General features: G+C 50.0%; 27 protein-coding genes. 14 read left to right on the forward strand and 13 right to left on the reverse strand.

Features of this window, described 5'->3' with window-relative positions; genetic code table 11:
- The first annotated feature begins 422 nt into the window (after positions 1–422).
- The 4 genes from ACWHYD_RS17595 to ACWHYD_RS17610 all read left to right on the forward strand — a co-directional run bounded on the left by ACWHYD_RS17595 (position 423) and on the right by ACWHYD_RS17610 (position 4203).
- Positions 423–1553 (forward strand): amidohydrolase family protein, encoded by a 1131-nt coding sequence (locus ACWHYD_RS17595; RefSeq protein ID WP_447963319.1) that lies wholly within the window; start codon positions 423–425, stop codon positions 1551–1553.
- A 475-nt stretch (positions 1554–2028) separates the two neighbouring features.
- Positions 2029–2502, forward strand: coding sequence for an NfeD family protein (locus tag ACWHYD_RS17600; RefSeq protein WP_447963320.1), 474 nt, complete (start codon positions 2029–2031; stop codon positions 2500–2502).
- Positions 2492–3430 (forward strand): SPFH domain-containing protein, encoded by a 939-nt coding sequence (locus ACWHYD_RS17605; RefSeq protein WP_447963321.1) that lies wholly within the window; start codon positions 2492–2494, stop codon positions 3428–3430. The genes ACWHYD_RS17600 and ACWHYD_RS17605 overlap by 11 nt, the downstream gene beginning before the upstream one ends.
- A 230-nt stretch (positions 3431–3660) precedes the next feature.
- Positions 3661–4203 carry a hypothetical protein gene (locus ACWHYD_RS17610; protein WP_447963322.1) on the forward strand — a complete coding sequence of 181 codons (543 nt, stop codon included), beginning with the start codon at positions 3661–3663 and terminating at the stop codon, positions 4201–4203.
- Positions 4204–4251: 48 nt separating this feature from the next.
- Here ACWHYD_RS17610 and ACWHYD_RS17615 read toward each other — a convergent pair whose 3' ends face one another.
- The 4 genes from ACWHYD_RS17615 to ACWHYD_RS17630 all read right to left on the reverse strand — a co-directional run bounded on the left by ACWHYD_RS17615 (position 4252) and on the right by ACWHYD_RS17630 (position 6711).
- On the reverse strand, positions 4252–5007 hold the full coding sequence (locus ACWHYD_RS17615) for a DUF4026 domain-containing protein (protein WP_447963323.1): 756 nt from the start codon (positions 5005–5007) through the stop codon (positions 4252–4254).
- 100 nt (positions 5008–5107) lie between these two features.
- Positions 5108–5503, reverse strand: coding sequence for a hypothetical protein (locus tag ACWHYD_RS17620; protein ID WP_447963324.1), 396 nt, complete (start codon positions 5501–5503; stop codon positions 5108–5110).
- Between the two features lie 15 nt (positions 5504–5518).
- Positions 5519–6280: a 6-phosphogluconolactonase gene (gene pgl / locus ACWHYD_RS17625; RefSeq protein ID WP_447963325.1), complete on the reverse strand. Its 762-nt coding sequence runs from the start codon at positions 6278–6280 to the stop codon at positions 5519–5521.
- A gap of 119 nt (positions 6281–6399) precedes the next feature.
- On the reverse strand, positions 6400–6711 hold the full coding sequence (locus ACWHYD_RS17630; protein WP_447963326.1) for a hypothetical protein: 312 nt from the start codon (positions 6709–6711) through the stop codon (positions 6400–6402).
- A 336-nt stretch (positions 6712–7047) separates the two neighbouring features.
- Between ACWHYD_RS17630 and fsa the strand changes: the two genes are divergently transcribed.
- Positions 7048–7701, forward strand: a complete 654-nt coding sequence (gene fsa, locus ACWHYD_RS17635; RefSeq protein WP_447963327.1) for a fructose-6-phosphate aldolase — start codon at positions 7048–7050, stop codon at positions 7699–7701.
- Between the two features lie 33 nt (positions 7702–7734).
- On the opposite strand, the gene ACWHYD_RS17640 is transcribed toward fsa, so the two are convergent.
- Positions 7735–8421 carry a uracil-DNA glycosylase gene (locus ACWHYD_RS17640; RefSeq protein ID WP_447963328.1) on the reverse strand — a complete coding sequence of 229 codons (687 nt, stop codon included), beginning with the start codon at positions 8419–8421 and terminating at the stop codon, positions 7735–7737.
- 288 nt (positions 8422–8709) lie between these two features.
- Here ACWHYD_RS17640 and ACWHYD_RS17645 point away from each other — a divergent pair, with 288 nt between their 5' ends.
- From ACWHYD_RS17645 to ACWHYD_RS17675, 7 genes are all read left to right on the forward strand, one after another.
- Entirely contained in the window at positions 8710–11142 is a 2433-nt protein-coding gene (locus ACWHYD_RS17645) for a hybrid sensor histidine kinase/response regulator (protein ID WP_447963329.1), read from the forward strand.
- Positions 11143–11353: 211 nt separating this feature from the next.
- The gene (locus ACWHYD_RS17650; RefSeq protein ID WP_447963330.1) at positions 11354–12721 is read left to right on the forward strand and encodes a glycerate kinase type-2 family protein; all 1368 of its coding nucleotides are present in this window, start codon (positions 11354–11356) and stop codon (positions 12719–12721) included.
- 56 nt (positions 12722–12777) lie between these two features.
- Positions 12778–13164 (forward strand): pyrophosphohydrolase domain-containing protein, encoded by a 387-nt coding sequence (locus ACWHYD_RS17655; protein ID WP_447963331.1) that lies wholly within the window; start codon positions 12778–12780, stop codon positions 13162–13164.
- A gap of 309 nt (positions 13165–13473) precedes the next feature.
- Positions 13474–14745: a hypothetical protein gene (locus ACWHYD_RS17660; protein WP_447963332.1), complete on the forward strand. Its 1272-nt coding sequence runs from the start codon at positions 13474–13476 to the stop codon at positions 14743–14745.
- A 320-nt stretch (positions 14746–15065) separates the two neighbouring features.
- Positions 15066–15665, forward strand: a complete 600-nt coding sequence (locus ACWHYD_RS17665) for a LemA family protein (protein ID WP_447963333.1) — start codon at positions 15066–15068, stop codon at positions 15663–15665.
- Positions 15666–15695: 30 nt separating this feature from the next.
- The gene (locus tag ACWHYD_RS17670; protein ID WP_447963334.1) at positions 15696–16589 is read left to right on the forward strand and encodes a TPM domain-containing protein; all 894 of its coding nucleotides are present in this window, start codon (positions 15696–15698) and stop codon (positions 16587–16589) included.
- The gene (locus ACWHYD_RS17675; RefSeq protein ID WP_447963335.1) at positions 16590–17240 is read left to right on the forward strand and encodes a TPM domain-containing protein; all 651 of its coding nucleotides are present in this window, start codon (positions 16590–16592) and stop codon (positions 17238–17240) included.
- An 8-nt stretch (positions 17241–17248) separates the two neighbouring features.
- On the opposite strand, the gene panC is transcribed toward ACWHYD_RS17675, so the two are convergent.
- The 5 genes from panC to ACWHYD_RS17700 all read right to left on the reverse strand — a co-directional run bounded on the left by panC (position 17249) and on the right by ACWHYD_RS17700 (position 21497).
- Entirely contained in the window at positions 17249–18097 is an 849-nt protein-coding gene (gene panC / locus ACWHYD_RS17680) for a pantoate--beta-alanine ligase (protein WP_447963336.1), read from the reverse strand.
- 3 nt (positions 18098–18100) lie between these two features.
- Positions 18101–18658 (reverse strand): 2-amino-4-hydroxy-6-hydroxymethyldihydropteridine diphosphokinase, encoded by a 558-nt coding sequence (folK, locus tag ACWHYD_RS17685; protein WP_447963337.1) that lies wholly within the window; start codon positions 18656–18658, stop codon positions 18101–18103.
- Positions 18659–18695: 37 nt separating this feature from the next.
- A complete protein-coding gene (locus tag ACWHYD_RS17690; RefSeq protein ID WP_447963338.1) occupies positions 18696–19871 on the reverse strand; it encodes an LL-diaminopimelate aminotransferase in 1176 nt (391 codons plus the stop codon).
- A gap of 135 nt (positions 19872–20006) precedes the next feature.
- Positions 20007–20687, reverse strand: a complete 681-nt coding sequence (locus ACWHYD_RS17695) for a type 1 glutamine amidotransferase (RefSeq protein ID WP_447963339.1) — start codon at positions 20685–20687, stop codon at positions 20007–20009.
- Between the two features lie 141 nt (positions 20688–20828).
- The gene (locus ACWHYD_RS17700) at positions 20829–21497 is read right to left on the reverse strand and encodes a class I SAM-dependent methyltransferase (protein WP_447963340.1); all 669 of its coding nucleotides are present in this window, start codon (positions 21495–21497) and stop codon (positions 20829–20831) included.
- Positions 21498–21856: 359 nt separating this feature from the next.
- On the opposite strand from ACWHYD_RS17700, the gene ACWHYD_RS17705 reads away from it, so the two are divergent.
- The gene (locus tag ACWHYD_RS17705; protein WP_447963341.1) at positions 21857–22522 is read left to right on the forward strand and encodes a hypothetical protein; all 666 of its coding nucleotides are present in this window, start codon (positions 21857–21859) and stop codon (positions 22520–22522) included.
- A gap of 119 nt (positions 22523–22641) precedes the next feature.
- Here the strand turns inward: ACWHYD_RS17705 and ACWHYD_RS17710 are convergent, their stop codons facing one another.
- From ACWHYD_RS17710 to ACWHYD_RS17720, 3 genes are all read right to left on the reverse strand, one after another.
- Positions 22642–24405: an ABC transporter ATP-binding protein gene (locus ACWHYD_RS17710; RefSeq protein WP_447963342.1), complete on the reverse strand. Its 1764-nt coding sequence runs from the start codon at positions 24403–24405 to the stop codon at positions 22642–22644.
- Positions 24406–24511: 106 nt separating this feature from the next.
- Positions 24512–24733, reverse strand: a complete 222-nt coding sequence (locus tag ACWHYD_RS17715) for a DUF6812 domain-containing protein (RefSeq protein WP_342348580.1) — start codon at positions 24731–24733, stop codon at positions 24512–24514.
- Between the two features lie 32 nt (positions 24734–24765).
- On the reverse strand, positions 24766–24861 hold the full coding sequence (locus tag ACWHYD_RS17720) for a 30S ribosomal protein bS22 (RefSeq protein ID WP_312644457.1): 96 nt from the start codon (positions 24859–24861) through the stop codon (positions 24766–24768).
- A 224-nt stretch (positions 24862–25085) separates the two neighbouring features.
- Here ACWHYD_RS17720 and ACWHYD_RS17725 point away from each other — a divergent pair, with 224 nt between their 5' ends.
- Positions 25086–25580: a hypothetical protein gene (locus ACWHYD_RS17725; protein WP_447963343.1), complete on the forward strand. Its 495-nt coding sequence runs from the start codon at positions 25086–25088 to the stop codon at positions 25578–25580.
- The last annotated feature ends 30 nt before the right edge of the window (positions 25581–25610 follow it).

Here is a 25610-nt window from a genome sequence, read left to right on the forward strand (position 1 = left end):
AAACCAAGCCTTCAGAAATACCCCAAAAAGCATGAAAAAATATTTCCTTAAACCATTTTTTACGATAGGGTTGAAATGAAATGCTTATTTACCATTCTGCCTTCCCGAAAGATGCACAAGGCAAATCCATCCACCCCCCTTTTTCCCTCAAAGGAAGCCAACATAGAGTGGGCATTCTTTGTTTAAAGAAATTACGTGTGTACTTTCCTAAAACCTTTCGTTCCATACCCAATATCGTCTGTCAGTGAGATCAAACACGTCTCCACGAACCAGATGCACTCAATATGGTTCCACACAAACATATGAGAACGACACCGACATATCTTCTCCGGGCAATGCTGATTGCTGTGAGCGCCTTCTGTGCTTCCTGCGATCTTTTGGGGGGCGCCTTCGATCATGAACCCAAGGATTTGGAAAAAGAGATGAGCGCCAGTGCACGCGCGCTCATCGAACAGGCATTCGACGGCATTCACGGTAATGCCCGTCGCGATTATCACGTGCATATGCTGGGCATGAATGAGGACATCAATAGAACCTTCGTTAATGAGGAATGGCAATCACCGTGGAGCGGATTAACTCATTTTTTCCAATTTGAAATCTATAAGAGTGCAGCAGGGATAACCGGCGAACAACAGGCCGACGCAGAGTACCTTACGCGCTTGAAAGACCTCATTCAGTTCATGCCTGAACAGGGAAAGTTCGGCATCATGGCGTTTGACTTCTTTCATGACGAGCAGGGGCAACCTCATCGGGAGTTATCAACGTTTTACGTGCCTAATGAATATGTGATGACCATCGCCAAGAAGAACCCCGAAATCTTTTTCCCTATCATCTCCATTCATCCTTATCGGGAGGATGCCACAACCGCGCTTCGTCACTATGCACAACAAGGCGTTCGATTTGTGAAATGGCTGCCCAATGCCATGGGTATTCACCCGGCGTCAGAGACGATGCAGGACAAACTCGTTCCGTATTACCGCATCATGAAAGAGCACGACATGGTTCTGATTTCCCATACGGGTGTGGAGGTTGCCACGGAAGCAGAGGAATTTCAGCGATTTGGAAATCCCTTGTTATTAAAAAGGCCTTTGGATATGGGCGTGAAAGTCGTGATGGCGCATGTCGCCAGTTTGGGGGAATGCGAAAAAAATGAGGAGCCCCTTTGTCCTCCCGGCACGCCCTATATCGATCTGGCCATTCAGATGCTCGAAGACCCCAAGTATACAGGCTTAGTCTTTGCTGATATTTCGGCCTTGACCCAATACAATCGGCATCACAACATCGATAAGATCTTATCCAAGCCCTCCATTCACCCCAGACTCATCAATGGAAGCGATTATCCCCTGCCTGCAATCAATATCGTGATTCGGACCCGCTCACTCGTGTCCTCGGGTCACATCAAACCTGAAGAACGGGACGCCCTCAATGAAATCTATGACTTCAATCCTTTGTTGTTTGACTTCGTCCTGAAACGCACCCTCCGCCACTCTAAAACCGGCAAAAAGTTTCCACCCTCTGTTTTTGTCGAACACCCTGGCCTGCCCACTGGATAGAAACAGGACCGGTGACATTGCACGATACATCAACACAACCCTGTGTAGCCGGAAATGGTACTTGTTGGTTGTGTTCATTGGACAACTTCCGTTTTCTCAAACGGGAAAAATGCGTGCCGGTGAATTCACGGACCCCGGGCATCGTGCCCGGTTTTGTTTAAAAATATCGAATCTAATCCGAACATTTCTCAGGCCAAAAGAAAGAGATTGCAGGGCAAAGCTGAACGTTCATGGATACACCGACAACCTCCCATTTCACATGTCGCGTTGTCTCCCTGGAAGGAAGACCTTTCTGGAAATTTGTGCTAGTCTTTCCCTTAATACGGTACCGCAGTGTTCCCATCTCAACTAAAAAAAAATCGTTCGGTCTTAGTTTTCGCCATACGACGCCCGATATAATAGAAAAACGGCAGTAGCTCGGCTCCCCCCGTCTCCCTCTGCCGTAATCCTTGCAACAGAGAGGAGTCCTTCCGCGATGCTTTGGTGGCATTGGTCGATAATGGGTTTGGTATTAATAGGGTTGGAAATCCTCACCCTGGGAGGGCTCGGCAATTTTTATTTTCTGTTTTTCGGGGTCGCGGCTTTGATGGTGAGTGCCCTCACCTGGTTAACCTTGACCGAAGCCGCCTGGCTGCAATGGTTGTGTTTCGTGCTCTTCGGCATCCTCTCTCTCTTTGCCATGCGGAAACCCCTTCAAGGAACAGGTTTCATAAGGGAAAGGGATGGGGTTCCCGTAGATTCTATGGTCGGAGAGGTTGCCACTGTTCTGGAAAATCTTGAGGCTCAACGAATAGGGAAGGTAGAACTCCATGGAACAAGCTGGACGGCCCGCAATGCCGGAACATCAACACTAGGAAAAGGATCGCAGGCCAAAGTTATTCGAGTGGAAGGGTTGACGCTCTGGATCCAGGCGGACCCGATCGCACAGGAGGGATCTCATGTCGGGTGAATTGTTGGTCACATTGGTTTTAGCCGGGCTCGCGTTTATCATTCTGGCAAAAACGGCTGTCGTGGTCCCACAACAGAGCGCATATGTCGTTGAACGATTAGGACGCTATGCCTCAACATTAAACGCCGGACTTCACATTCTTATCCCTTTTTTGGATGTCGTTCGATACAAACATACCTTAAAAGAAATGGCCTTGGATGTTCCCGAACAAATTTGCATAACCAGAGATAACGTGCAGGTCGGTGTTGACGGGGTCTTGTATATCAAAGTCTTGGATGCCGAACGGGCTTCCTATGGTATTACGGATTACCGGTTCGCCATTTCTCAACTGGCCCAAACCACCCTTCGTAGTGAGATCGGGAAAATTGACCTGGATAAAACCTTTGAAGAACGGACGACAATCAATATTTCCGTCGTGAACGAACTAGACAAAGCTTCCTCCCCCTGGGGCGCCAAAGTTCTTCGATACGAAATTCGTAATATCAACCCGCCCAAGGACGTCCTCAGCGCCATGGAAAAACAAATGCGGGCGGAACGGGAAAAGCGCGCGGTGGTACTGGCATCCGAAGGTCAACGGGATGCTGCCATTAATGAAGCCGAGGGGAACAAGCAGCAAGTCATCAAAGCCTCAGAAGCAAAGCGGCAACAACAAATCAATGAAGCGGAAGGAGAAGCATCGGCCATTTTGGCGATTGCGACCGCCACGGCTGAGGGTATTCGAAAGGTCGCCGAAGCGATTCAACTCCCCGGCGGATATGAGGCCGTTCAACTTCGGGTTGCGGAACAATATATCGGAGAGTTTGGGGAATTGGCGAAAGCCAGTAACACCCTCGTGCTCCCCGCTTCCGTGTCCGATGTGGGCTCGATGATTGCGTTGGCCATGAACGTGATTAATCAAAAACCAGCAACTGCCCCAAAGCTTTCATAACTGAAGACCAGCACCAGTGGTCGGCCTCACCTCATGGGGCTATTTGGTATTATGAGGCTGAATAGCTTCCCTGACAGGTTCTGGGAAATTTCATTCTGTCTCACCACTCAAGCCGCCGAATTCATGGAACCCCTCTCCGTTGACGGCCCATCATGCTTACTCCATGATTCTCTTTTTGTATACTGAACTTGCAAATGTTCTCAACCCCCAAGGATGCAAGGAGTCAAGGCATGAAAAAGTTTTTTTTGCTGGGTCTCATATCTCTGATCGTGTTACCGACGCTCGCCCATGCAGACTCCTATGCCCCCCTGGCTGACTTTTCCGCCGTGAGCAAAAACCCCCAATGCCGGCTCACCACCATGCAGGAAATATTTCTCCACAACTGGACGCCTCCAGCACAATATTTCATGATTCCCTCATATCCGAATGCGGTCCTGGCCAGTGCCATGCCAAGCGCAAATGCTCAAATTCATGGACAGGCCTATCAGACGATTCCTTCAGCCGTGCTCCTCACCCCTGATCCGCCTGAAAAAATTCTGGAATTTTACAGGAGAAGCTTAGATGCAAGCTGGTTTCAAGCGAACGATATCGGCATGATCTATCTGTATCGCCTACCACAGCCTGTGGCTTCGGGAGAGGCACTTACCCTGCAACTCATGAGCAAGCCGGGATCCATTCCCAATATTGCCATTGATACGGAACTGAGCCCCTGCGATCAAGCCATTGGAGGAGGCGCACGGACTCGCATTACCGTCGTTTCTCCCCCACGGTAACCGCATTCGATGCCAGAATCGCCAGAATCCTGTGTGCTGAGGTTGCTGTTATTCGAGGGTAAACTCTCGGAATGCGAGAGGAATTCCATATACGGGATCGGTCCGATGACGCACCACTACCACCTGAGGGCCACTTCCCTCAAGAACGATTCGTTCCCCCACCTTTGGGTTCTTCCCCTCCTCGATTAAATGGCGCGCAATCCTAAGCACGGTGTCCTTCACCTCTCGACCCGATAAGCCCATGGGTTGAAAGGTCTCGATTTCCTCCAAGCCAAATTTCGTCATGCCCCTGGTATGGAACCACATGCGCGCCCGCTGCACGTTTTCACGATGTTCCACCTGAATATGATCGGTGATTTGAAAGACCTCCAAATCCCGATCACGCCAATCCGAGGGATTGAGGTACGCACCAGTCGCCACATCATAGGTTGTTCCGTCGGTGAGCAGAGTCACTCCCCTCGCCATTCTCGCCACATGCAGGACGACATCCCGACGTTCAGTCGCCGTATTGCTCGGAGGAAACAGAAGGGCCAAGCGGGTTTGTTCCCACTGTAAGCGACCCTGCCACTGTTCCAATATTTCAGTTGAAGGTTCAATATTGACTTCGGCCATCCAATTGGTATGGGCCGCCTCAAAATGATGGTGCCCGGTCGAGGCGAGAAAACGTATGCGCAATGGCCCACCATATGCTTCATCGAACCAGGCAGCGATATAGCCTGGCGGAGGCGGCTCTCCATGAGTCCACCCCACAAGAAAAGCCGGCACGGCTTGAGAAGCCGATTTCTTTTTTTTTATTTTTTTCATGAGTTCGACCAAAGATGAGTCTGATACAAATGACAGGGTATGAGGAATATCAAGCATGGACGCTGAGGGGAAATCTCAGGCCCCGGCACACTCACAAGGATTATCGCTTCGCTTCTTCAGGCGGCCAATCCAATTCCTCCTGCCGTCCACAGAAAAAACATGAAATGCGATAGCGAGCTCGACGACGTGGATTAGGCAGCGAATGAAAATCAACCGGAGACTGATCATACGGACAAACCGGTTCTAAATGCAGAAGATGCTCCTCGGTAATTTCCATCAAGGACCCTTCATCCCACGGTGGATCCAGTTGTTCATCGCCCGTTATCGTGTCATGCCAATCACATTGCTCACAGCGCAATCCAAACGATTTCACCCGGTCAGTGGGCCGGGAACGCTCTTCCACAGCCACGGATCCCGAACAATCCCGAGTGGGACACGTCATGGGTTTTTTATGGAGGGCGTGAATAAATGCCTCTGGCGCCTTGACCATTTTCATTTTACCTCTCCTTCTTCACACACGTGACGTCATCGTTTCTCTCTTCAATAGACCCGCCGCATCCTGATTGATCAACCACACCAGGTGACCTGCCGTAGGATTCACAACTTGGGCGGGATAGCGGGCAGGATCTACCGGCCCTTCCAACACCACCTGTAGCGCCGTTGCTTTATCCACTCCACTGACCAGAAAAACCACATGCTTTGCCGCATTGAGTACCGGTGGGGTCAACGTCACCCGATGCGTTTGTAATTTTTCGACCCAGGGAGCCGCCACCAGTTTTTGAGACTCTGCCACAGCCGAGGTTCCAGGAAATAATGACGCCGTATGCCCATCAGGCCCCATACCCAATAGGATCAGATCGAACGATGGAACCTCTCCCGATGACAGGTTGAATTGTTCCCGCAAGACGGTTTCATATCGTGCACCGGCTTCATCGGCCGGAAATTCTCCTTCAATCCGAAACACCTGATTAGGGGGAATCGGTACATGAGATAATAACGCCTCTTTAGCCATGCGGAAATTACTCTCTTTGTGATCCGGGGGGACTGTGCGCTCATCTCCCCAGAAAACACGAAGGTGTTCCCAGGAAATCTGAGCCCGGTAGGGGGCACCGGTCAAGAGCTTGAACAAGCCTCGGGGTGTGGACCCACCCGCCAATGCCACACGGCATTCGCGACCGACGTTCCGACAGTCCAGCACCACCTGCACCACTTCCCTGGCGGCAGCCACAAATAACTCGTCGATTGTTCGTGTAATGATAATTGTCCGCGACAATTCAGCCTCCTACGTACCAAGAGCGGGCAGACAGCCCAAAGAAAGAAAATCCGTTTGCAATGGAATATTCAGCGCGACGCTCTCCTCAATCCTGGCAGGTGAATTGGGCACAAGAGTTCTTAGCAATCCGTATAATCATAATCTTCCAACTTGCCTTCTTTATCAAAATCTAAATTAATACGACATAGATTCGGGGCAAAATTAAAATTGGGAAATCGCGACTCACCTCCGGATATACGTGAATACACCCAGGTTTCTCCTCCGAAGAATCGAGCGGATTTCCCGCTCGGCTTTCCCCAGTTGTCCTCAAACCAGGCCTTGTCTTTTCCTTCAAATTTAGCGGGATCAAGGGAGGCGTCTAAATACGGATTCCCTCCACAACCGGCACACAATAATCCCAACAGGCCTATCAGCAAATATTTGTGGATCACACCCGTTTCCTCCCCCAACAATGACTGAAAACGCGAACACACTGTTTACTCTGTGAAAATTCTAGCCTTCGATCCTCTACCAGTCAAACAATGTTACTCATCATCCTGGAGGAGGACTCCATCTTCCTCCTCTCCGCATGGTAGTACAACAATAGGTAACTGCCCTCCTAGAGGCTGGCACTTCCACCTCCGTGACCATCTGTCAGGCAGGCTCGCAGATGAATTTTCCTTCTAAATAATGGATAGGGAAATTTGTACAAGTCAGGGGTGTGGATTACAATAGGACACGAGACAACTCAGACAACACCAGTGGACAAACCAAAAAGGGGACTCGATATGAAGCTCTATCTCGATACCGGCAGCGTCAAGGAGATTCGTGAAGCGGCAAGTTATGGCCTGGTCGATGGCATCACCACAAACCCTTCGCTTGTGTCTAAGGAGGGACGTGACTTCAAGGATCTACTCCTGGAAATTTGCGGAATTGTGGATGGGCCCATCAGTGCAGAAGTCGTCAGCACGGAAGCCGCGGCCATGGTGAAGGAAGGAAAGGAATTAGCGAAACTTCACAAGAATATTGTGGTGAAATGTCCCCTCATCCCGGAAGGGCTCAAGGCCACGAAACAATTGTCCAGCGAAGGAATCCGTGTCAACGTCACATTGTGCTTCTCACCCACTCAAGCCTTGTTGGCCGCCAAAGCCGGGGCATGGTGCGTCTCGCCATTTATTGGCCGGCTGGACGATGTCAGTTCAAATGGCATGGAGCTTATTCGACAAATCCTGACGATCTACGAAAACTACAATTTCACCACACAGGTGCTCGTCGCCAGCGTCCGACACCCCCAACATGTGGTCGAAGCGGCCCTCACCGGCGGACATATTTGCACGATGCCCTATGCCGTATTCCAGCAGCTCGTCAAACATCCGTTGACAGATAATGGTTTACAAAAATTTCTCTCGGATTGGGAAGCCAGATCCTCCAACAAGGCCTAATCGGACCATTATGGCCATGGAAAAATCCGAATCTCAGGACGGTGCGATCAGCTTGCGGACAGTTTTAAATATCCCGTGAAACATCGGGCGGGTGAGTGTGCCCGTAAAGGTATTTTGCTGACTGGGATGATAAGACCCGACCAAGGTCACTCCCCAGGGTAAGGCATATTGAACCCCATGGCTGAATTTTGGTCGAGGAGATGGTACGTGCATACCCATTGCCTGGCAGGTCCGCAAGTATTCATCAAAGGCAATCTTCCCAAGCGCCACGATAACCTTGACCCGCCCCAACAATCGTAATTCTTCCTGCAAATAGGGACGGCAGGCGGCGAATTCCGCTTTTGTGGGTTTGTTGGCAGGGGGGGCACAACGTACCACCGCCGCGACAAAACAATTGGTGAGCGTGAGCCCATCGTCTCGATGGGTCGAGTCCGGTTGGTTGGCAAACCCGAACGCATGCAGCGCTTCATACAACCAGTCTCCGCTTCGATCACCGGTAAACACGCGTCCCGTTCGATTTCCTCCATGAGCTGCGGGAGCCAAGCCCACAACGAAGACCTGAGCCTTGGGATCCCCGAACCCGGCAATGGGCCGACCCCAGTAATTCCAATCCCGAAACCGTTTGACCTTTTCCTTGGCAATAGCCTGACGGTAGGTCGTCAGCCGTTCACAGATCGTGCAGTCCGTAATGGTCTTCTGGAGAAGCGTGAACGATTTCATCCTGGGGATCGTAGCATAAATTGGCCGCAACCGGTCCAAACTCCAGAGATCCCGATCCAATCTTTCCGGTTCGAATAGCACCCCGGCGATAGCCGGCTTTCCTATGTTCCTTTCTTTATCCAGACAATCCCGGTCGTCTTGACATTGTCCTTCATGAGAGGCAGGCTATCACCTAGAGGCGGGGCTGATTCCGTTCCGACTATCGCTTCTTCGTCAGGTTGACGGTATGAACCAGTCATACCATGATATCGCTTATGTCGGGACCTCTAAAATATTGGAATAGCGTACATGCTCACGCGGCCGGAATCGAGTCACATTCGACCCTCAGATCTACCCTTCTCTTCTTCACCCCTCCACCAAATCATTGAACTTCGTCGTAAACAAATTCATCAACTATTTTCTTTAGTGCCGATGGCCATTCTGGCCTCCATCATTAACGGCGGGCTGGTTGCCTTTATTCTCATGGAGGTTATTCCCTCAACGGTCGTATCCTGGTGGATCATCGGCATTGTGGGAATTAACATTTTCTGGTCAGGTTTGGTCTTGGCCTATCGCCGGGTCTCGAAACCACTCTTACACCCAAGCAGATGGATGAGCTTGTTTGTGGCCGGCAATAGTGCATCCGGATTGATTTGGGGCATGGCCGGCATTGCACTGTACCCATCTTCTTCCCCAAGCCACCAAATGTTTTTAGCCTTGGTGCTGGGGGGAATGGCCGCAGGCTCAACTGCCATCCATGCAGCCTATTTCCCTGCGTTTTTGGCCTACAGTCTTCCCACTACGTTGCCCCTCACTTATCAATTTTTCGCGCAGGGTGACCCTCCCCACCAAGCCGTGGGTATTATGGGTTTTACCTTTCTGGCTGTGATTACGGTCACCGCCTACCGAAACTTTTCCATGATAAAAAACACACTCACCTTAGAAAAAGAGAATTTCGAATTAATTACCCAATTGAAACAGGCTCACTCGAAAGCTGAAAGGTTTAATCGTTCCTTAAGCAAGGAAATTAAGAACCGCATAGAAATCGAAAAGGAACTCCTTCATCACAAAGACCATCTTGAGTCACTTGTGGGGATTCGGACTGCCGATTTACAAAAATCTGAAGCCCGGTATCGAATGGTTGTTGAAAAAATTTCCGATGTCATTTGGGTCATGGACCTGGAAGGGTCGAAGTTTTCCTATATCAGTCCCTCTCTCGAACGTTTGTTGGGGTATTCGGGCCATACCCTTGACACAATTTCGCCGGACACCATTTTGATGCCTGCTTCCATGGTCACTCTGAAGGAAGCCATCAAACAGGAGCGTGCCCATCACGAATCGCACCCTCATGAGCCAAATCGATCGTTTTTGTTAGTCCTGGAACATCAACATCACAATGGGTCCTCAGCCTGGGCGGAGGTGCGGGGAAGCCTCCTGCTCGATAAACACAATCGCCCCATAGGCATTACGGGAGTCACAAGAGATGTGACGGAACGCAAAAAAACTGAAGAGGAAAAGCAGCGACTGGAAGCCCAATTGCTTCGTTCCCAAAAATTGGAATCGGTGGGAAATCTAGCCGGCGGCATCGCCCATGACTTCAACAACTTTCTGACGACCATACTGGGAAATATTACTCTGACCAAACAAATCTTGCCTTCTTCCAAGCAACCCCAGGCCTACTTAGAACGCGCTGAACGTGCGGCCCTTCATGCCAAACATCTGACGCACCAATTACTCACGTTCTCGAAAGGCGGCGATCCCATTAAACAAACCGTGGACTTACACGAGTTGATCAAGGAATCTTCCGATCTGGCTCTTTCCGGATCATCGCTTTTATGCCAAACATGGGCCGATCCAAACCTATGGACCATTGAAGCGGACCCTGGGCAAATCAACCAGGTTTTACAAAATCTCCTCATGAACGCCATCCATGCGATGCCTCAGGGAGGATCCATCACCATTCGTGCAGAAAATCTCCAATTGTCCGATCCGGACATCAGGAGCCCTCTGCCTCTTCCTACTGGCCCATATGTGAAAGTCACCATCACCGACGAAGGGATCGGAATCGCCGAAGATCATTTGCCAAAAATCTTTGAGCCATACTTTACAACAAAGTCAGCTGGACAGGGTCTGGGGTTGGCCTCAACCTATGCCATTATGAAAAAACACGCCGGTCATGTGGCTGTGGAATCCCATGTCGGAAGAGGCACCACCTTCACACTCTACTTCCCTGCCTCTCCCAGGGCCACCCCATCGCCCAAACCCTTGAATCTGGATATTCGTCAGGGGCAAGGAAAAATTTTAGTCATGGATGATGAAGAGTCAATTCGAATGATGGCAGGAGAAATGTTATCGCATTGTGGATACGAGGTAAAAATGGCAAAGGATGGAGAGGAAGCGCTGGCACTCTATCAACAGGCCATGGACTCTCATACGCCTTTTCTCTTGGTGATCCTGGACCTGACCGTGCCCGGAAAACTCGGCGGCATGGGAACCCTGGCCCGGTTACGCCAACTTGACCCACAGGTCAAGGCACTCGTGTCCAGCGGATATTCGAATGATCCGATCATGGCCAATTATGCCTCCCATGGATTCGTCGGCGTGATTACCAAGCCCTATTCGCTGATCGAACTGAGTAACATGGTTCACCAAAGACTCTGGCGTCAAGCTCCCCTCGCATCCGGACAAACCCCTTCTGATCCATCAGGACAGATGTCCTCTTTCTCCCCTTCCTCCCATTAGTTGTGTCCCGGTCCCCATCTTCATACACTCGGTGAAAGACCCTCCGGCCTCTATCTCTTCTTGAGAACTCCCTGTACTGACTAACGAGGGTGACAGAAACTCACCTTATATTTCTCAGACTCATTTCGATTGATAATATGGTACATTGCAGACAATTTTATTCGAAAAATCATTTACTCTCCTTACCATCATGTCTTGAGCAATCATCCAGATGCCATTACCACACCTTAAAAACACACACGTCATCGTCCAACATTCCAGTCCGGACACTAAACGCATTTTGAAATCCCTCCTCAATGCAGGACTGAATGCGTGCAACCCTGCTCAAGCCATTGCAGATACCCTCCATCTCCACAAGAACCGACTTCAGGTTCAAGATATTCAGTACGATCTGACTCACTATGATCGCATCATCTGCGTCGGAGCTGGGAAAGCCTCTGCACAGATGGCGATGGCTCTGGAGCAGGTGCTAGGAGATAAGCTGGAAGGTGGAACCATCATTGTCCCTGACGGATATGGTGTACCTTGCGACAAGGTTGGCATTTTTGAAGCCGCACATCCGATGCCGGACGAACGAGGAGTAAAAGCCACGAAACAGCTCCTGGCACTGACTCAGTCACTTTCTCAACGTGACTTGTTGATTGTTCTACTTTCCGGTGGGGCCTCAAGCCTGCTCTGTGCGCCATCAATCGGCCTCACATTAGCTGCCAAACGACGTACCACGCAGTTGCTTTTACGATGCGGATCCACGATTCATGACATCAATATCGTTCGAAAACATTTGTCTGCCATCAAGGGGGGGCAATTAGCCCAAGCCACCCCGGCGACGATCCTGACCTTAATCATATCCGATGTTTTAGGAGATCACCTCTCCACCATTGGATCCGGCCCGACGGTCACCGATTCCTCCACATTCCAGGATGCCATAGACATTCTTCAACAGTATTCGATTTGGCGCAAAGTGCCTGAATCCGTGCAACGCCACCTACAACAAGGTCTGACCACGTCCAATCAGATACCCCTAAAACCAACCAGAAAAACCTCGTTACGAAATCGACATGTCATTCTTGCCAACAATCGCCAGGCTCTCGAAGGCGTCGCCAAATCTGCCAAGCTGTTAGGACTCAAACCCTTCATTCTCCCTTACCCCCTGCAAGGAGAGGCAAAGGAGATCGGTAGCATCCTTGCAGGCTTCGCCAGAGACCTCGTCGAATTCGGGAATCCTGTTCGCCCACCCGCTTGTCTCATTGCCGGGGGCGAACCCACGGTCACCGTCAAGGGGAAAGGCCAAGGTGGGCGTGCCCAGGAATGCGTCCTAGCTGCAGCCCAGGAACTGGCTGGACTCAGTAAATTGTTTGTGGCAGGGTTCGGAACTGACGGGACCGATGGCCCAACGGATGCGGCCGGTGCCGTAGTTGATGGGAAAACGGTTCAGCGGGCCAAAAAGAAAAGCCTCTCAATTGAACAGGCGTTACAAGACCATGATAGCTATACGTTCTTCCAAAACATCCGCAGTCACATCATCACCGGCCCAACCGGCACGAACGTGAACGACATTTATCTCATAGTCGCCTATTAATCCGAAATTTTTCATTTTTTGCTCCTTAAAAAAAGAGCCAGAGGAGGTCAAGAACAGTGAACGACGCGCAACGCATGGTCCAGGAATTTCACAAGCAATTTGAGATCCACGTGTCTCCCACTCCCTCGATCCCCGATGAGCCGACCCAACTCCTTCGGACCCGTCTCATCCAGGAAGAATTCGACGAACTGCAGGAAGCCATGCAGGGAAAGGACTTACCCTCAATTGCGAAGGAGCTTGCTGATTTGCTGTATGTCGTCTATGGCACCGCCGTGTCCCTTGGTATTGACATGGAACCGGTCTTCCAGGAAGTCCATCGTTCGAACATGAGCAAAGTCGGCGGACACAAACGGGAAGACGGCAAATGGGTCAAACCGGCAACGTATTCTCCTGCGGCTCTTGATAAGATTTTAGAAGCCCAGTCTCTTCAGAACCAAGGCTAATAACCTATTCTGACCGACGCCTTCCGACCGGCCCCATGGGTGGACGCCCTAATAAACCGGCGGGCTCTTTCCGAGCATCGCGAGTTGGCCCGCCCTCTCAAAAACAGCGTCCACCCATTCGAATGAGGCCGGACGGGGTGTCAATGGTTTTGGGTTCTTTTGCCGAAACAAAAGAACCTCGGCTACCGAGCCGAAACTCGGCATCTATCATAAAAGCAAACACTTTCCAAATGACTATAGCCTGCCCCTTTCAAGATTTCGCATAATTCAATGGACAATTCGGACTGAAACTCAAAATTCAGGAGTATTATGGCAAATACCGTATTTTATTCCTGGCAAAGCGATTGCCCGAATGACACCAACCGAACATTTATAGAGGATGCTATTGAAAAAGCCATCAAGGAAGTTTCTACGGATATTTCTATCCAAATAGCAGAACGAAATAGACCCTTAGAATTGGATAAAGATACGAAAGGAGTGCCTGGAATTCCCCCAATTGCCGACGTGATTTTCCAGAAAATCTCAGGGGCAACAGTCTTCGTCCCGGATCTGACTTTTGTTGGAAAAACAGAAGAAAATCGATTAATTCCAAACCCGAATGTTCTGATCGAATATGGGTGGGCATTACGCTCATTGGGACATTCTAGAATTATTCCTATTATGAACACAGCGTATGGGAATTTGACCCAAGAAAATCTTCCCTTCAACATGCGGCATCTCAGACACCCCCTCACCTACCATTTATCGAACAAGGCAGAACTCGACGAAAAGATAAGAGTCAGAGCAGCGCTTGTTAAACAATTTGTACAAGCAATCACCCTAATCCTTAGATCTCATCCTCCTGAAGCGACATGGGATGCATTGGGGCATATAGCAATACCTTTTACCGAAGACCCATCAACTTTTTTAAGGAAAGATGAGTCCTTAGGTGTTATAGATGACGGCATTCCTGAGGAAATACAACTAGTGGTTCCAGACAATGAACATCTATTCTTAAGGGTCCTACCTCAAAACCCTACACAGAAAATTGACTCCACTCAAAAAGTCTTGCAATTACTCAAAGCGAGCCAAATCATGCCCATGCCTCTCACGAGTCAAGCACATAGCTGGGTTCGTAATAAGCACGGTGCATTTACCGTTTATCATGATAAGAAAAAAGTTTTGTCCCTGATACAGGTATTTCAAAATCGAGAGTTATGGGGAATAGATACCTCCAGGATTGACAAAAATACACACAAGAAAAGGTCTAATGTGGATTTTGGATATTTCCCTTGTGCTTCGCTAGAGATTTATTTCATTCAAACGCTATCCACTTGTTTGCCATTCTGTAAGGATATTCTGGAATTGCCTCTCCCCCTCAAATTCATCGTTGGGGCAACAAAGGTCGAGGGATACAAAATGGCTGTGCCAAACGACATGCACTTTAATGGAAAGTTTGATGGGAAGGTATTTAACGAACACATAGTTTATGAAGGAACCATTACAGGTTATGATATTGTCCCCAAGGTAATTTTAAGGCCTTTTTTTGAAAAAATATGGGAAGAATGTGGACTTCAAAGACCTGATCGCGAGCAGTTGTAGTAATAGTTTCATGAACTATTGCGGTCCCCCAAAACGCCAAAAGAAACATTTTGAATTGCTATGAGATTTTTCAAATGACCTTTCCTATTTTTCCTTTTGGCTGAGGCTTCACCTATTTTTGATTTCCTTCTGATAAGGATCAGATCTCATTAGATTTGCTCTTTTTTGCTAAGGCTGCCACAATTAACCATCATCTCCGACTTTCCCACCTACCTCCTCGATCATTTGTCTATTTCTTGTTTTCACGATATTGGTGATTATCTGATAATGACACCCTGTTGGGTTGACGACCGCCCGCTTATCTCGCAGAGGAGGAATGGATGATGCAAAGTTCTTGTAAACGTCTTATGCTCGGATTGCTCCTGCTGACTATATCTCTGAGTGGATGCGGCTATAACGACCTCCAAGGACTGGACGAAGAAACCAATGCCGCTTGGAGCGAGGTCTTGAATCAATACCAACGCCGGGCCGATTTAATTCCTAACCTCGTGGCGACCGTTAAAGGGTACGCCGCCCACGAAAAGGACACATTAGAAGGAGTGACTCAAGCCCGTTCTCAAGTCGCCGGGATGACAATAACCCCGGAAGCGTTAAAAGACCCGAGTGTGTTTCAGAAATTTCAGGAGGCCCAGCAAGGACTCTCATCCGCCCTTTCCCGCCTGATGGTCGTCGTGGAAAAATATCCTGACCTCAAAGCCAATGAAAATTTTCGTGATCTCCAAAGCCAACTGGAGGGCACGGAAAATCGCATCACGGTAGCCCGCAAGCGCTACATCGACAAGGTCGCGGAATTCAATAAGGGTGTTCGATTTTTCCCGACCAATCTGACCGCCAAATACCTCTTGGGACTTGAAGTGAAACCAAGCTTTACCGTCGCTGATGAAAAGGCCGTGTCGACGCCTCCCGAGGTCAAATTTTAACCCGACATCGGTACACCTGACGACATGAACATGATGAGGCCAAAACCAGGGCTGAGCCTTCACCGGTTAGGCTGGTTGGGACTCCTGAGTATCTTCTTCCTGGCTTCGGCCGCGTGGGGCTTGGATATTCCGCCCCTCACCGGTCGGGTGGTCGACCAGGCTCACCTGCTTTCCCCTTCTGCCATTTCCAGCCTGAATACCGCTTTGGCTGCCCATGAATCCAAAACCTCCAACCAAGTTGCGGTCCTCACGCTTGCCTCCTTGGAAGGCCATCCCCTGGAGGAGCTTTCTCATCAGGTGGCAACGGCCTGGGCACTTGGGAAAAAGGGTACGGACAACGGGGTCCTGTTCCTGATTGCCCTGCAAGAAAAAAAGGTGCGCATCGAAGTGGGCTATGGATTGGAAGGGACATTGACCGATGCCAAAAGTTCCCGAATCATTCGCCATGAGGTGGTGCCCCGTTTCCGATCGGGGGACTTCTCCGGAGGGATCATGTCCGGTACTCATGCCATTCTTGCCACTATTGAAGGGACCTATGTCAACACTCCCTCCTCCATTGAGAATTCTGGGCACATGGGGCTTTGGGAAACTTTTGGCTTGGCCATCATAGTGGGAACGTTGGCCGGTTTATTTTTAGGTTCTGGCCGACGTGTGAATGGGAGCGTGATTGGCATGGTCCTGTCGTTTCTGGTCGCATTTCCCATGGCCATCTGGTTGGGTATTCTCGCGGGGGTGGTGACCTCCCTTCTTGTCGGTTTGTTCAACAATGTCGGAGGCCCATCGACTCGAAACCCATTTATACATGGATCCAACTTGGGATGGCCCGGACAATCGGGATCAATAGGCGGATCGAGAGGGTTTGGAGGTGGGTTTGGGGGAGGCGGCGGGAGTTTCGGCGGCGGCGGCGCCTCGGGAAGCTGGTAAATGACGATGGTTTTTTCAGACCAGGATCATGAACGTATTCAACAAACCATCCGGAAGGCTGAACGCCATACTCGGGGAGAAATCGTGCCAATGATCATTCAACGCTCAGCCCGATACCGTGAGACGCAATATCGGGCAGGGGCAGGTTCTGCCTTTTTTGTGCTGAGTGCCCTGTTAACCATGGATTGGGAATGGATGTCCTGGGGATGGCATGCCACCAATGCCGGATGGCTCCTTCTGGCGGTGTTTGCTTCCTATGGACTTGGATTCTGGTTGGGAACGTTCGACCCGGTGATTCGGGTGCTCACCTCCAACGAACGAATGGCCTATAAAGTGAACCTTCGCGCCCATCAGGCTTTTGAGGAACATGGGCTACATCGGACAGAACTCGGTACAGGAGTGTTGATTCTTATTTCGTTACTCGAACACCGGATTGAGATTTTGACAGACCGCGTAATTCTTGAACGGATTCCCGCGGAGACCTGGAACAATATGCTGAGCCTGATTCAAGAAGGCGTCCACAAAGGAAATCCCGTGGAGTCGTTGTGTCAGGCCATTACCCACTGTGGTGAGGTCTTAGCCGAATATTTTCCGGTAGGTCCCTCTGGTCCCAATCCCAACGAACTTCCGAACAACCTTATTAGCAGGTAACCCTGAACTCAGGGACAGCGGACGAGCAGATTATCAATCAACCGGATGGTTCCCAGTCTGACGGCTCCTAAGATGACAACCGTTCCGCCCACTTGAGTCAGTGGTTCCAAACTCTTGGAATCACAAATTGCCAGATAATCCAGATGTACATCGGGATCGCTCCCAAAAATCTTTTCCATTCGGGATTGTATGGTCCGAACATTCCGGATTCCGGTCCTTATGACATCGCTCCCTTGCCGTAACGCCTTCGACAAAAGCCCGGCTTGCACGCGTTGATGGGCTGAAAGAAATCGATTACGGGAACTGACAGCTAGACCATCGGATTCCCGCACCGTTGGACAACGGATCATTCGCATATCCCAGTTGAGATCCTGAATGAGCTGGTTCACCACCAGGCATTGTTGATAATCCTTTTGTCCGAAGTACACGAGATGAGGACGGACCAGACCGAATAACTTCGTCACTACAGTCGTGACCCCTTGAAAGTGGGTGGGTCGTGCTTCCCCCTCCCAGCGTCGCGTCAGACGATTTACCGTGACGGTGGTTTGGAAATTTGCTGGATAGAATTCTTCTGGAGGAGGAGCAAAGAGTAAGTCGACACCAGCCTCCCGGCACAAGCGGCGGTCGGCGCGAAAACTCCGCGGATAGCGGCCCAAATCTTCAGTTTCACCAAACTGGAGCGGATTCACAAAGACACTGACGACGACGGTCCGACATTGCTTTCGCGCACGTTGCATTAACGACAGGTGTCCATCATGCAAGGCGCCCATCGTCGGGACAAACCCAATCGGACCTTCCAACAATTCCTGCTTGGTTCTCCAGCTATGGAGATTTCGAACAGAGTGGAAGACACGCATGGATCAGGCTGAAGGCCCAGACGAGCAGGCTGGTCGGGAGCCGTACTTCGCCCCGGGGATAACATCCAGCTTGTTGACCCTACTGGTATCTTCAAGCGACGCCAACAACTCTTTCACCGAACGGTGAAAGGAGGGATGATTCCAATCAGGATCTAATTCCACAAGCGGTTCCAAGACAAATCGTCGCTGATGCAGACGCGGATGAGGGATAATGAGTCCTGGTTGTTCGATCACATGTTGGCCAAAAAAGATAATGTCAAAATCCATTGTGCGGGGGCCGCAACGGTTATCTCCATCACGGCCCAACGCTCGTTCGGTTTCTTGGAGGATGCCCAGAAGTCGTTGGGGACTGAGACCAGTTTCCAACCGCACCACGCCATTATAAAACCAGGTAGGTCCCAGGATTCCCTGGGGATCGATCGGTTCAGATTCATAATACGAAGACACGCCTATGACACAAGAACGAGGGAGGAGGTTCATCAACGCCACAGCCCGATCGCATAACTCCTGACGATCTCCGACGTTGGAACCAAAACCGATATATACAATTTCTTGAGCCATTTCGATTTTTCTCAGATTCGCTGAAAGGAATAAGGCCCTACCAGCCAATCTTTTTCATGCGTTCCACCGCTTCGGCCAATTTATCTTTTGTGGTCGTGACCGTCATCCGGATATACCCTTCTCCCGGATCGCCAAATCCATTGCCGGGGGTCGTCACAATTCCGGCTTTCTCAATGAGATGCGCCGTGAAAGACGCCGAGGTGAATCCCTTCGGCACACCGATCCAAACGTAAAACGCCGCCGGAGGCGAATCCAGTTCCAATCCCATGGCTTTCAAGCCGGGGACTAGAACATCACGCCGTTCTTGATAAATCGTTCGCAATCCTTCTGTCACTGAATCATCCAGTTGCAACGCGGTAATGCCAGCCTCCTGAATCGCTTGAAACACGCCTGAATCAATGTTGGTTTTGACCTTGCCCAGACCCGCGATGACTTCTTTTCGCCCAACGGCAAATCCGATGCGCCATCCGGTCATATTGTACGTCTTCGACAGCGAGTGGAATTCCACCCCCACGTCTTTTGCGCCCGCTGCCTCCATAAAGCTCGCAGGCCGGTTGCCGTCATAATAAATTTCGGAATAAGCGGCGTCATGACAGACAATGATCTGATGCTCACGCGCAAAGTCCACGACCTTCTTGAAAAATTCCTTGCTCGCCACTACCGACGTAGGATTATTCGGGGAGTTGAGAAACATCATTTTGGCTTTTTGGGCAATATCCTTGGGAATGGCAGACAGATCCGGCAAAAACCCATTTTCTTTCGTCAAAGGCATGGTGTAGGAAATCCCCCCGGCAAAACTGGTTGCTACCGGGTACACCGGATATCCCGGGCTCGGAATCAACACAATATCTCCCGGGTCGACAAAGGCCAACGGAACATGGCCGATGCCTTCTTTTGACCCGATCAATGTCACCACTTCTGTTTTGGGGTCCAGGGTCACGCCAAACCGACGTTGATACCAATCGGCCACCGCAGTCCGAAATGACAACATGCCATCATACGACGGGTACTGATGATGTTTGGGATTTCCCGCCGCACGTCGTAACGATTCAATGATCGGTTCTGGTGTCGGCAAATCAGGATCGCCAATACCCAAATTGATGATATCCATCCCCCGCTCGATGGCCTTACGCTTCATGTCATCGATGGCGGCGAATAAATAGGGGGGTAAGGTGCGGATCCGCTCTGCATATTGAATAGGAAACTCAGCCATGAATTCGTACTCCTTATCAAAAACCGGTGAATATAAACCTACTACGGTACCAAATATGTAACCCGTTACGGTACCGCCCAGGAAAAAATGCTTTCGAAACGGGAAATGGGAAAATGAATCAAGAAGGAGGTGTCATCATGCCTGAATCAAATTTTCAATGAAGCGATCAGCCAATTGATGGAGCCTGGGTAGGTGGGGTAGCGACGGGGCTTGAATTGACTCCGGTGTCATCCCACCTCGCTGAACATCTTGAGGACATTCCCGGCACAAGGCCTCTATGCCCAATTCCTCTAATTCCAGATGAAACAGGAGGCCATATGTTCGATCCGCCATCCGGAATGCCTGAACTGGAAAGTCAGCAGAGGTCACCAGATTCACGCTTCCAGGCGGAAGCGTGATCCCTTCTCCATGCCATTGAAACACGAGAAAGTCCTGGGGCATGGCACTCAGGATAGGATCGACTTTTCCCAGGTCGGAAAGGGACACGGCACTCATGCCAAGTTCAAACTTCGGCCCCGGTGTCACCGAACCACCCAACGCTTTCGCCAGTAACTGAGCTCCAAAACAAATCCCCAGGACAGGAATACCTTTCGCGAGAGCCGTCATCACAAATTTGAGTTCGGCCTCGATCCACGCATCACCATCATTAACGGACATCGGTCCCCCCATAATGAGGAGAAAGTCCCATGGGTCTTCAGGCAAACCCTCAGCGGGCACGACAACTTTTCTGACCGCATACCCACGAGTTTCTAGAGCCCGACGAAAAACGCCAGGGCCTTCAAACAAGACATGTTGGAGGCAGAGGGCAACTTTCATGACGCCGCGTTTGGGTTTGGTTCAGGGCAAGAAGCCGATTCACGAAGGACTAGTCATACCCTTCGTGACGTGGTCTACCTGAGAATAGGGCAAAATGTCCGGAGGCAAGGGGATACAGGGCACGACAATGGGTGGAGAGGGCTATGAATGTCCATTCAACGCAAAACCATTTGTGAACAAAGCCTGTTGACCATTCTTTTTATTCACGCATTCCACCAAATGCCAGAACCGCAAGGGGTTCACTTTCTTTTTATTGACCACCATCAGACACGTGCCTTCCAGGACCGTGTGCAATGCCAGATCGGTTCTGAATCCAATATGCTTACAGAAAGGAGAAATCCATTTTTCCACCGCCGCAATAACTTTATTCCCATTGCTAAAGTGATTCAGCATGATGATCCGGCCACCGGGTTTACACACCCGGATCATTTCATCCACCACGCTTCGATAATCAGGAACTGCTGTGACCACGTAAGCAGCCATCACAATATCATAGTGATTATCGGGAAGATCCATTTTCCCCGCATCCATTCTCTTGAGGGTCACATGATCCAACCGGTGCTCCTGGACCCGACGTCGGGCATGTTCCAACATGCCATCCGAGAGGTCAATACCAAGGACTTCGCAACAGGAGGGATAAAGAGGGAGCGCCTCTCCGGTTCCTACGCCGACCTCGAGAACTCGATGGCCGGGCTCAATAGGAAGGCCGCGCACCGCCGACTCGCGAGATTGCTGAAAGACTTTACCAAACGTATGGTCATAAACAGACGCGTACGCACTGTATACACGCTCAACTTTCTCAATATTCATTGTTTCTCCAAATGATGATGTCCTTCGCAATCCACACCCCTTCAAGGGAAATTGACGTTCAACATGATATTTCGTGTAATAAGGGATTGCTTACCTGAGGCGAGAACCCCAAATAACTGGTGCCGTAGGGGGACGGTCCACCTAATTTCAACCAAACAGGCCGCTAATCTACCGGAGCGGCATGAGGGAGTCAACTACAAATCACTTTTCCAGTTACTCCCACTCCCCAACTGTGTATATGTACGGACATGATCCCTCTCAAGCCGTACATAGGGCAGGGATTGCAAAGATTTCAGGTGTCCTCTACAATTCCGACTTTCATCCTGAGTCATGCCCGAAAAGTGCCAAGGAGAATGCGCATGGTTTCATTGCTGTCTTCGTACATTCGTCTCCCGCTTACTCTTTGTGCCCTCACTATAATCGGTGTAGGGACTCACCCATCCATCTCCTCCGGGATCGACCTGTCTCTCACATTAGAGCAAGCCAATGAGGCGATGGCATCTGGTCGCAAAACCATGGAACAAGCCGATTCAGTAGAGGATGTGGCTACAGTGATGAAAGCCTCGGAACGTGCAGTTCGAGTCGGCGCTAACCCGGAAGTGGAACCCTGTGGGGCACATGCCATATTAAGAACACGACTCTATTGGTTGGAATACTTTGGCCGACGCGAAGCGGCGGAATCCAAACGCCAGAAACAAGACATTCGTATGCCGGAGGCTAAAATTCAGGAAATTCTGGAAATGCCCTACCTTGAAGTTGAAATTCGCTTATGCGGGGAAGATGAGTTCTTTGCGGAAGGGGCAGATATTGCTCTTCAGCAAGGCTCAAACACGATTCGCCCCGTGGATATTGGCCCTCCTGAGCGCGGCCGAAAAAATCCAGGAGATACCGTCAGCTTTCGGTCGAGGTTTACCGCACGCTTTGCCTATGCCGACTTCGATCCACTAGCTCCAGGAACCCTCGCCGTGTTCTTTCCCGATGGAAAACTGATTAACATACCAGCCGACTTTTCCAAAATTCATTAACCCGATTTTTATGAGACCCAGGCATAAAAATGCCAGAGGATTGAGAACTACTCTCGTCTCAATCGGATCAGGACTCAGAACCGGTTTTGTTTATTTTCCTTCCCGCTCTATGACCCTTTTTAAGGCAAGGGTTGTTCTGCGATCTCCATACGCTCCGTTATTCCCTCAACCTCTCTCAGTGTATAGAGATGATGGTAGAGTCCCCGCTTGGCAAGAAGTTCTTCGTGCTGTCCTTCCTCTACAATTGTGCCTTTATGTAAGACGAGAATTCGATCTGCCCGCTGAATGGAGGAAAAGCGATGCGCGATCATCAGCGTGGTGCGGCCCTTCATAAGTTCCGTTAAGGCTGACTGCACCAACGATTCCGACTGACTATCCAATGCTGAGGTGGCTTCATCCAGGATCAAAATTCTCGGGTCTTTGAGTAGCGCCCTTGCAATAGCGATGCGCTGTCGCTGTCCTCCAGACAGATTAATTCCTTTTTCACCTAGAATGGTATCATAGCCCTCGGGAAGCGCCTGAATAAATTCATGCGCATTGGCTCGGCGACTGGCCTCTATCATGTCGGATTCATAAGCTTCCGCTCGACCATACCGGATATTGTCTGCGATCGTCCCACCAAAAAGAAGTGTTTCCTGAGGCACAAGCGCCAACTGTTGATACAAACTATCCACTTGAATGGAGGTGAGGTCATGCCCGTCAACCAGCACCCGGCCGGCGGTTGGGTCATAAAAACGATGCAGTAAATTCACAATAGTCGTTTTCCCGGCTCCGGTTGGTCCCACCAGGGCCACACATTCCCCGGCCTGAATCGAGAAAGATACGGCATCCAAAACAGGGGGCCGGTCCTCATAGCTAAATTGCACGTGATCAAACTGCACCTGCCCGTGAATGGGGGTTAAGGCCTTGGCCATCGGACTATCCTGAATTTCCAGTGGAGTATCCAGGAGCTCAAACACCCGCGTCATGGCTCCTTGCACTTCCTTCACCTGAGAGAACATCCGGGCGGCTGATCCGAATGGGCCAATTAAAATTCCCGCAAAGAGAACAAACGCAAATAATTCCCCAGGTGATAGCTGACCTTCGATGACTTGTTTGCCCCCATACCATAAGACGCCAATCGCCATCACAAACGTACAGAAGGTGATGACGGGAACAAACACGGCCAACACCGCGGTCCGTTTCATGGTGGTCGCTAACAAGGTCTCTACAGCTGAACGAAACCGTGTTTCCTCCCGTTTACCCTGGACAAACGATTTGACCACCCTAATGCCTGACACCACTTCTTCTATTAACGTGGTGACATGGGCGGTTTGATCCTGAATTTGCATCGATAAGACTTTTAGCCGCTTCCCAAACATCCTGGCGACAAGGGCCAGCAGAGGCAAGAGAATGAGAATCAAGAGACACAGCCGCCAATTCATCACCAAAAGAAATCCCACGCCCCCAATGATGGTCACTAGATGTTTCAGGGCATCCATCGGGGTCTCCGTTAATAAATTCTGAATCACCCCGACATCGTTCATCAATCGGGAAATCAACTCTCCGGTTCGCCGTTTCGCAAAGAAATTCAGTGATAACCGATGGAGATGAGAGAAGACGTGGGTACGAAAATCCGCCATTACATGCTGGGAAGCCAGCGCGGTCAAATAACTATGAGCCATGGATAACAGGCCCTGGCCGATCACTAACCCGACAAAGACCCACACCATGCTGGTCAATTTAGGCAAGTCCCGTTGAACCGTTATAAGATCCCACAGCGAGCCGCCCAACCTGATGAGCAACAGGTTGCAGGCCGCGACACCCATCACCAAAACCCCCGCACCGACCATGGTCATCAGATAGGGACGGAGGAAGGGAATAAATCGAGACAGATAGTTCATAATGGCCTTACACGAACAGGTGCTTAAATCCGTTTAGAGGTAAGAAGCGACGTCACCAATTCACAATCGGAGGGTGCGACAAGGCGAGAGAAATGACAAAATGGGGCTAGTCGAGTTGAATAACCGATTCGATTTGATTTTTGTTTAAAGCGACAAACGCAGAATGTTCAGTGTCATTGATCAGCACATCCGTTAAGTTAATAAACAGGACAGACTCATCATTTAACACATCTGAAATTCTATTTCGCATAGGCGGGATTAAGAGATCTCCGACATATGACGACAAAGAGGAACGGACCCGAATACGAGTTTTTTTCCCCTGGGTCATATTCAAGCCCTTGACCATCCCGCCTATGGAAATTAATTACGACGTTTGGCAAACTTCATACGGCGAAGGAGTTTTTTATGTTTATGCTTGCGCATTTTCTTCCTTCGCTTTTTGACGACACTGGACATAAAGGTGCATTCCTGGGTGAATTCGATACGGCTATCTTGGTTCAGAGAGGTTTCGCCCTGAATTTGGCAAACAAGTCCCCGACTGCCGGCTGATTACCTATCATAGGGTCAGGAAAGGTGTCAAGGAAACCATCCACATCATACCTGTTCCTTCACTCATTAATCATCTACTTTCTATAAATTCTCTTGACCCCCTCCAGTATTCTTCTTCATTATAGAATTTCATGATTCTGCTTCGATTTTTAAATAACCATCTTTTGTTGCTTTTAATAACGTTTCCGATCCTTATTTCCCTCGCAGGATCAGGATGTTCGAAAAAAGCCCCCAAATACCCTGAGGACCACGCCCGATTCCAACGAGTAGTGCAAGCTATCAAAACACTGGAAAAAGCCTATGTCAATCACGATGCATCGGGCTTCCAGGACCTACTCCTTCCCCTTGAAAACCTTGACCTCTTAGAAGCCAAGGTTCGAGAAGACTTCGCAACGTTTACCACTATTCAGCTGGACCTGACCATCGATCGCATGGTGATTGATGGAGATCGTATTTCGGCCTTTGTCTCCTGGCAAGGCAACTGGGAACGCTCCCCTCAGGAAGCGCCCGCTCAAGCCAGCGGTCATGGGGTCCTGCTGTGGAGTGGCAATCAAGTCATCCTGCTCCGGGGGATTGAAGGAAACCTGCCTTTTGCCATGACACACCGTCTCAATTTTTCTTCTTAACCATCAACTTTTTCACTGCTCCAATCATTT

The sequence above is a fragment of the Nitrospira sp. Ecomares 2.1 genome, assembly GCF_965152585.1.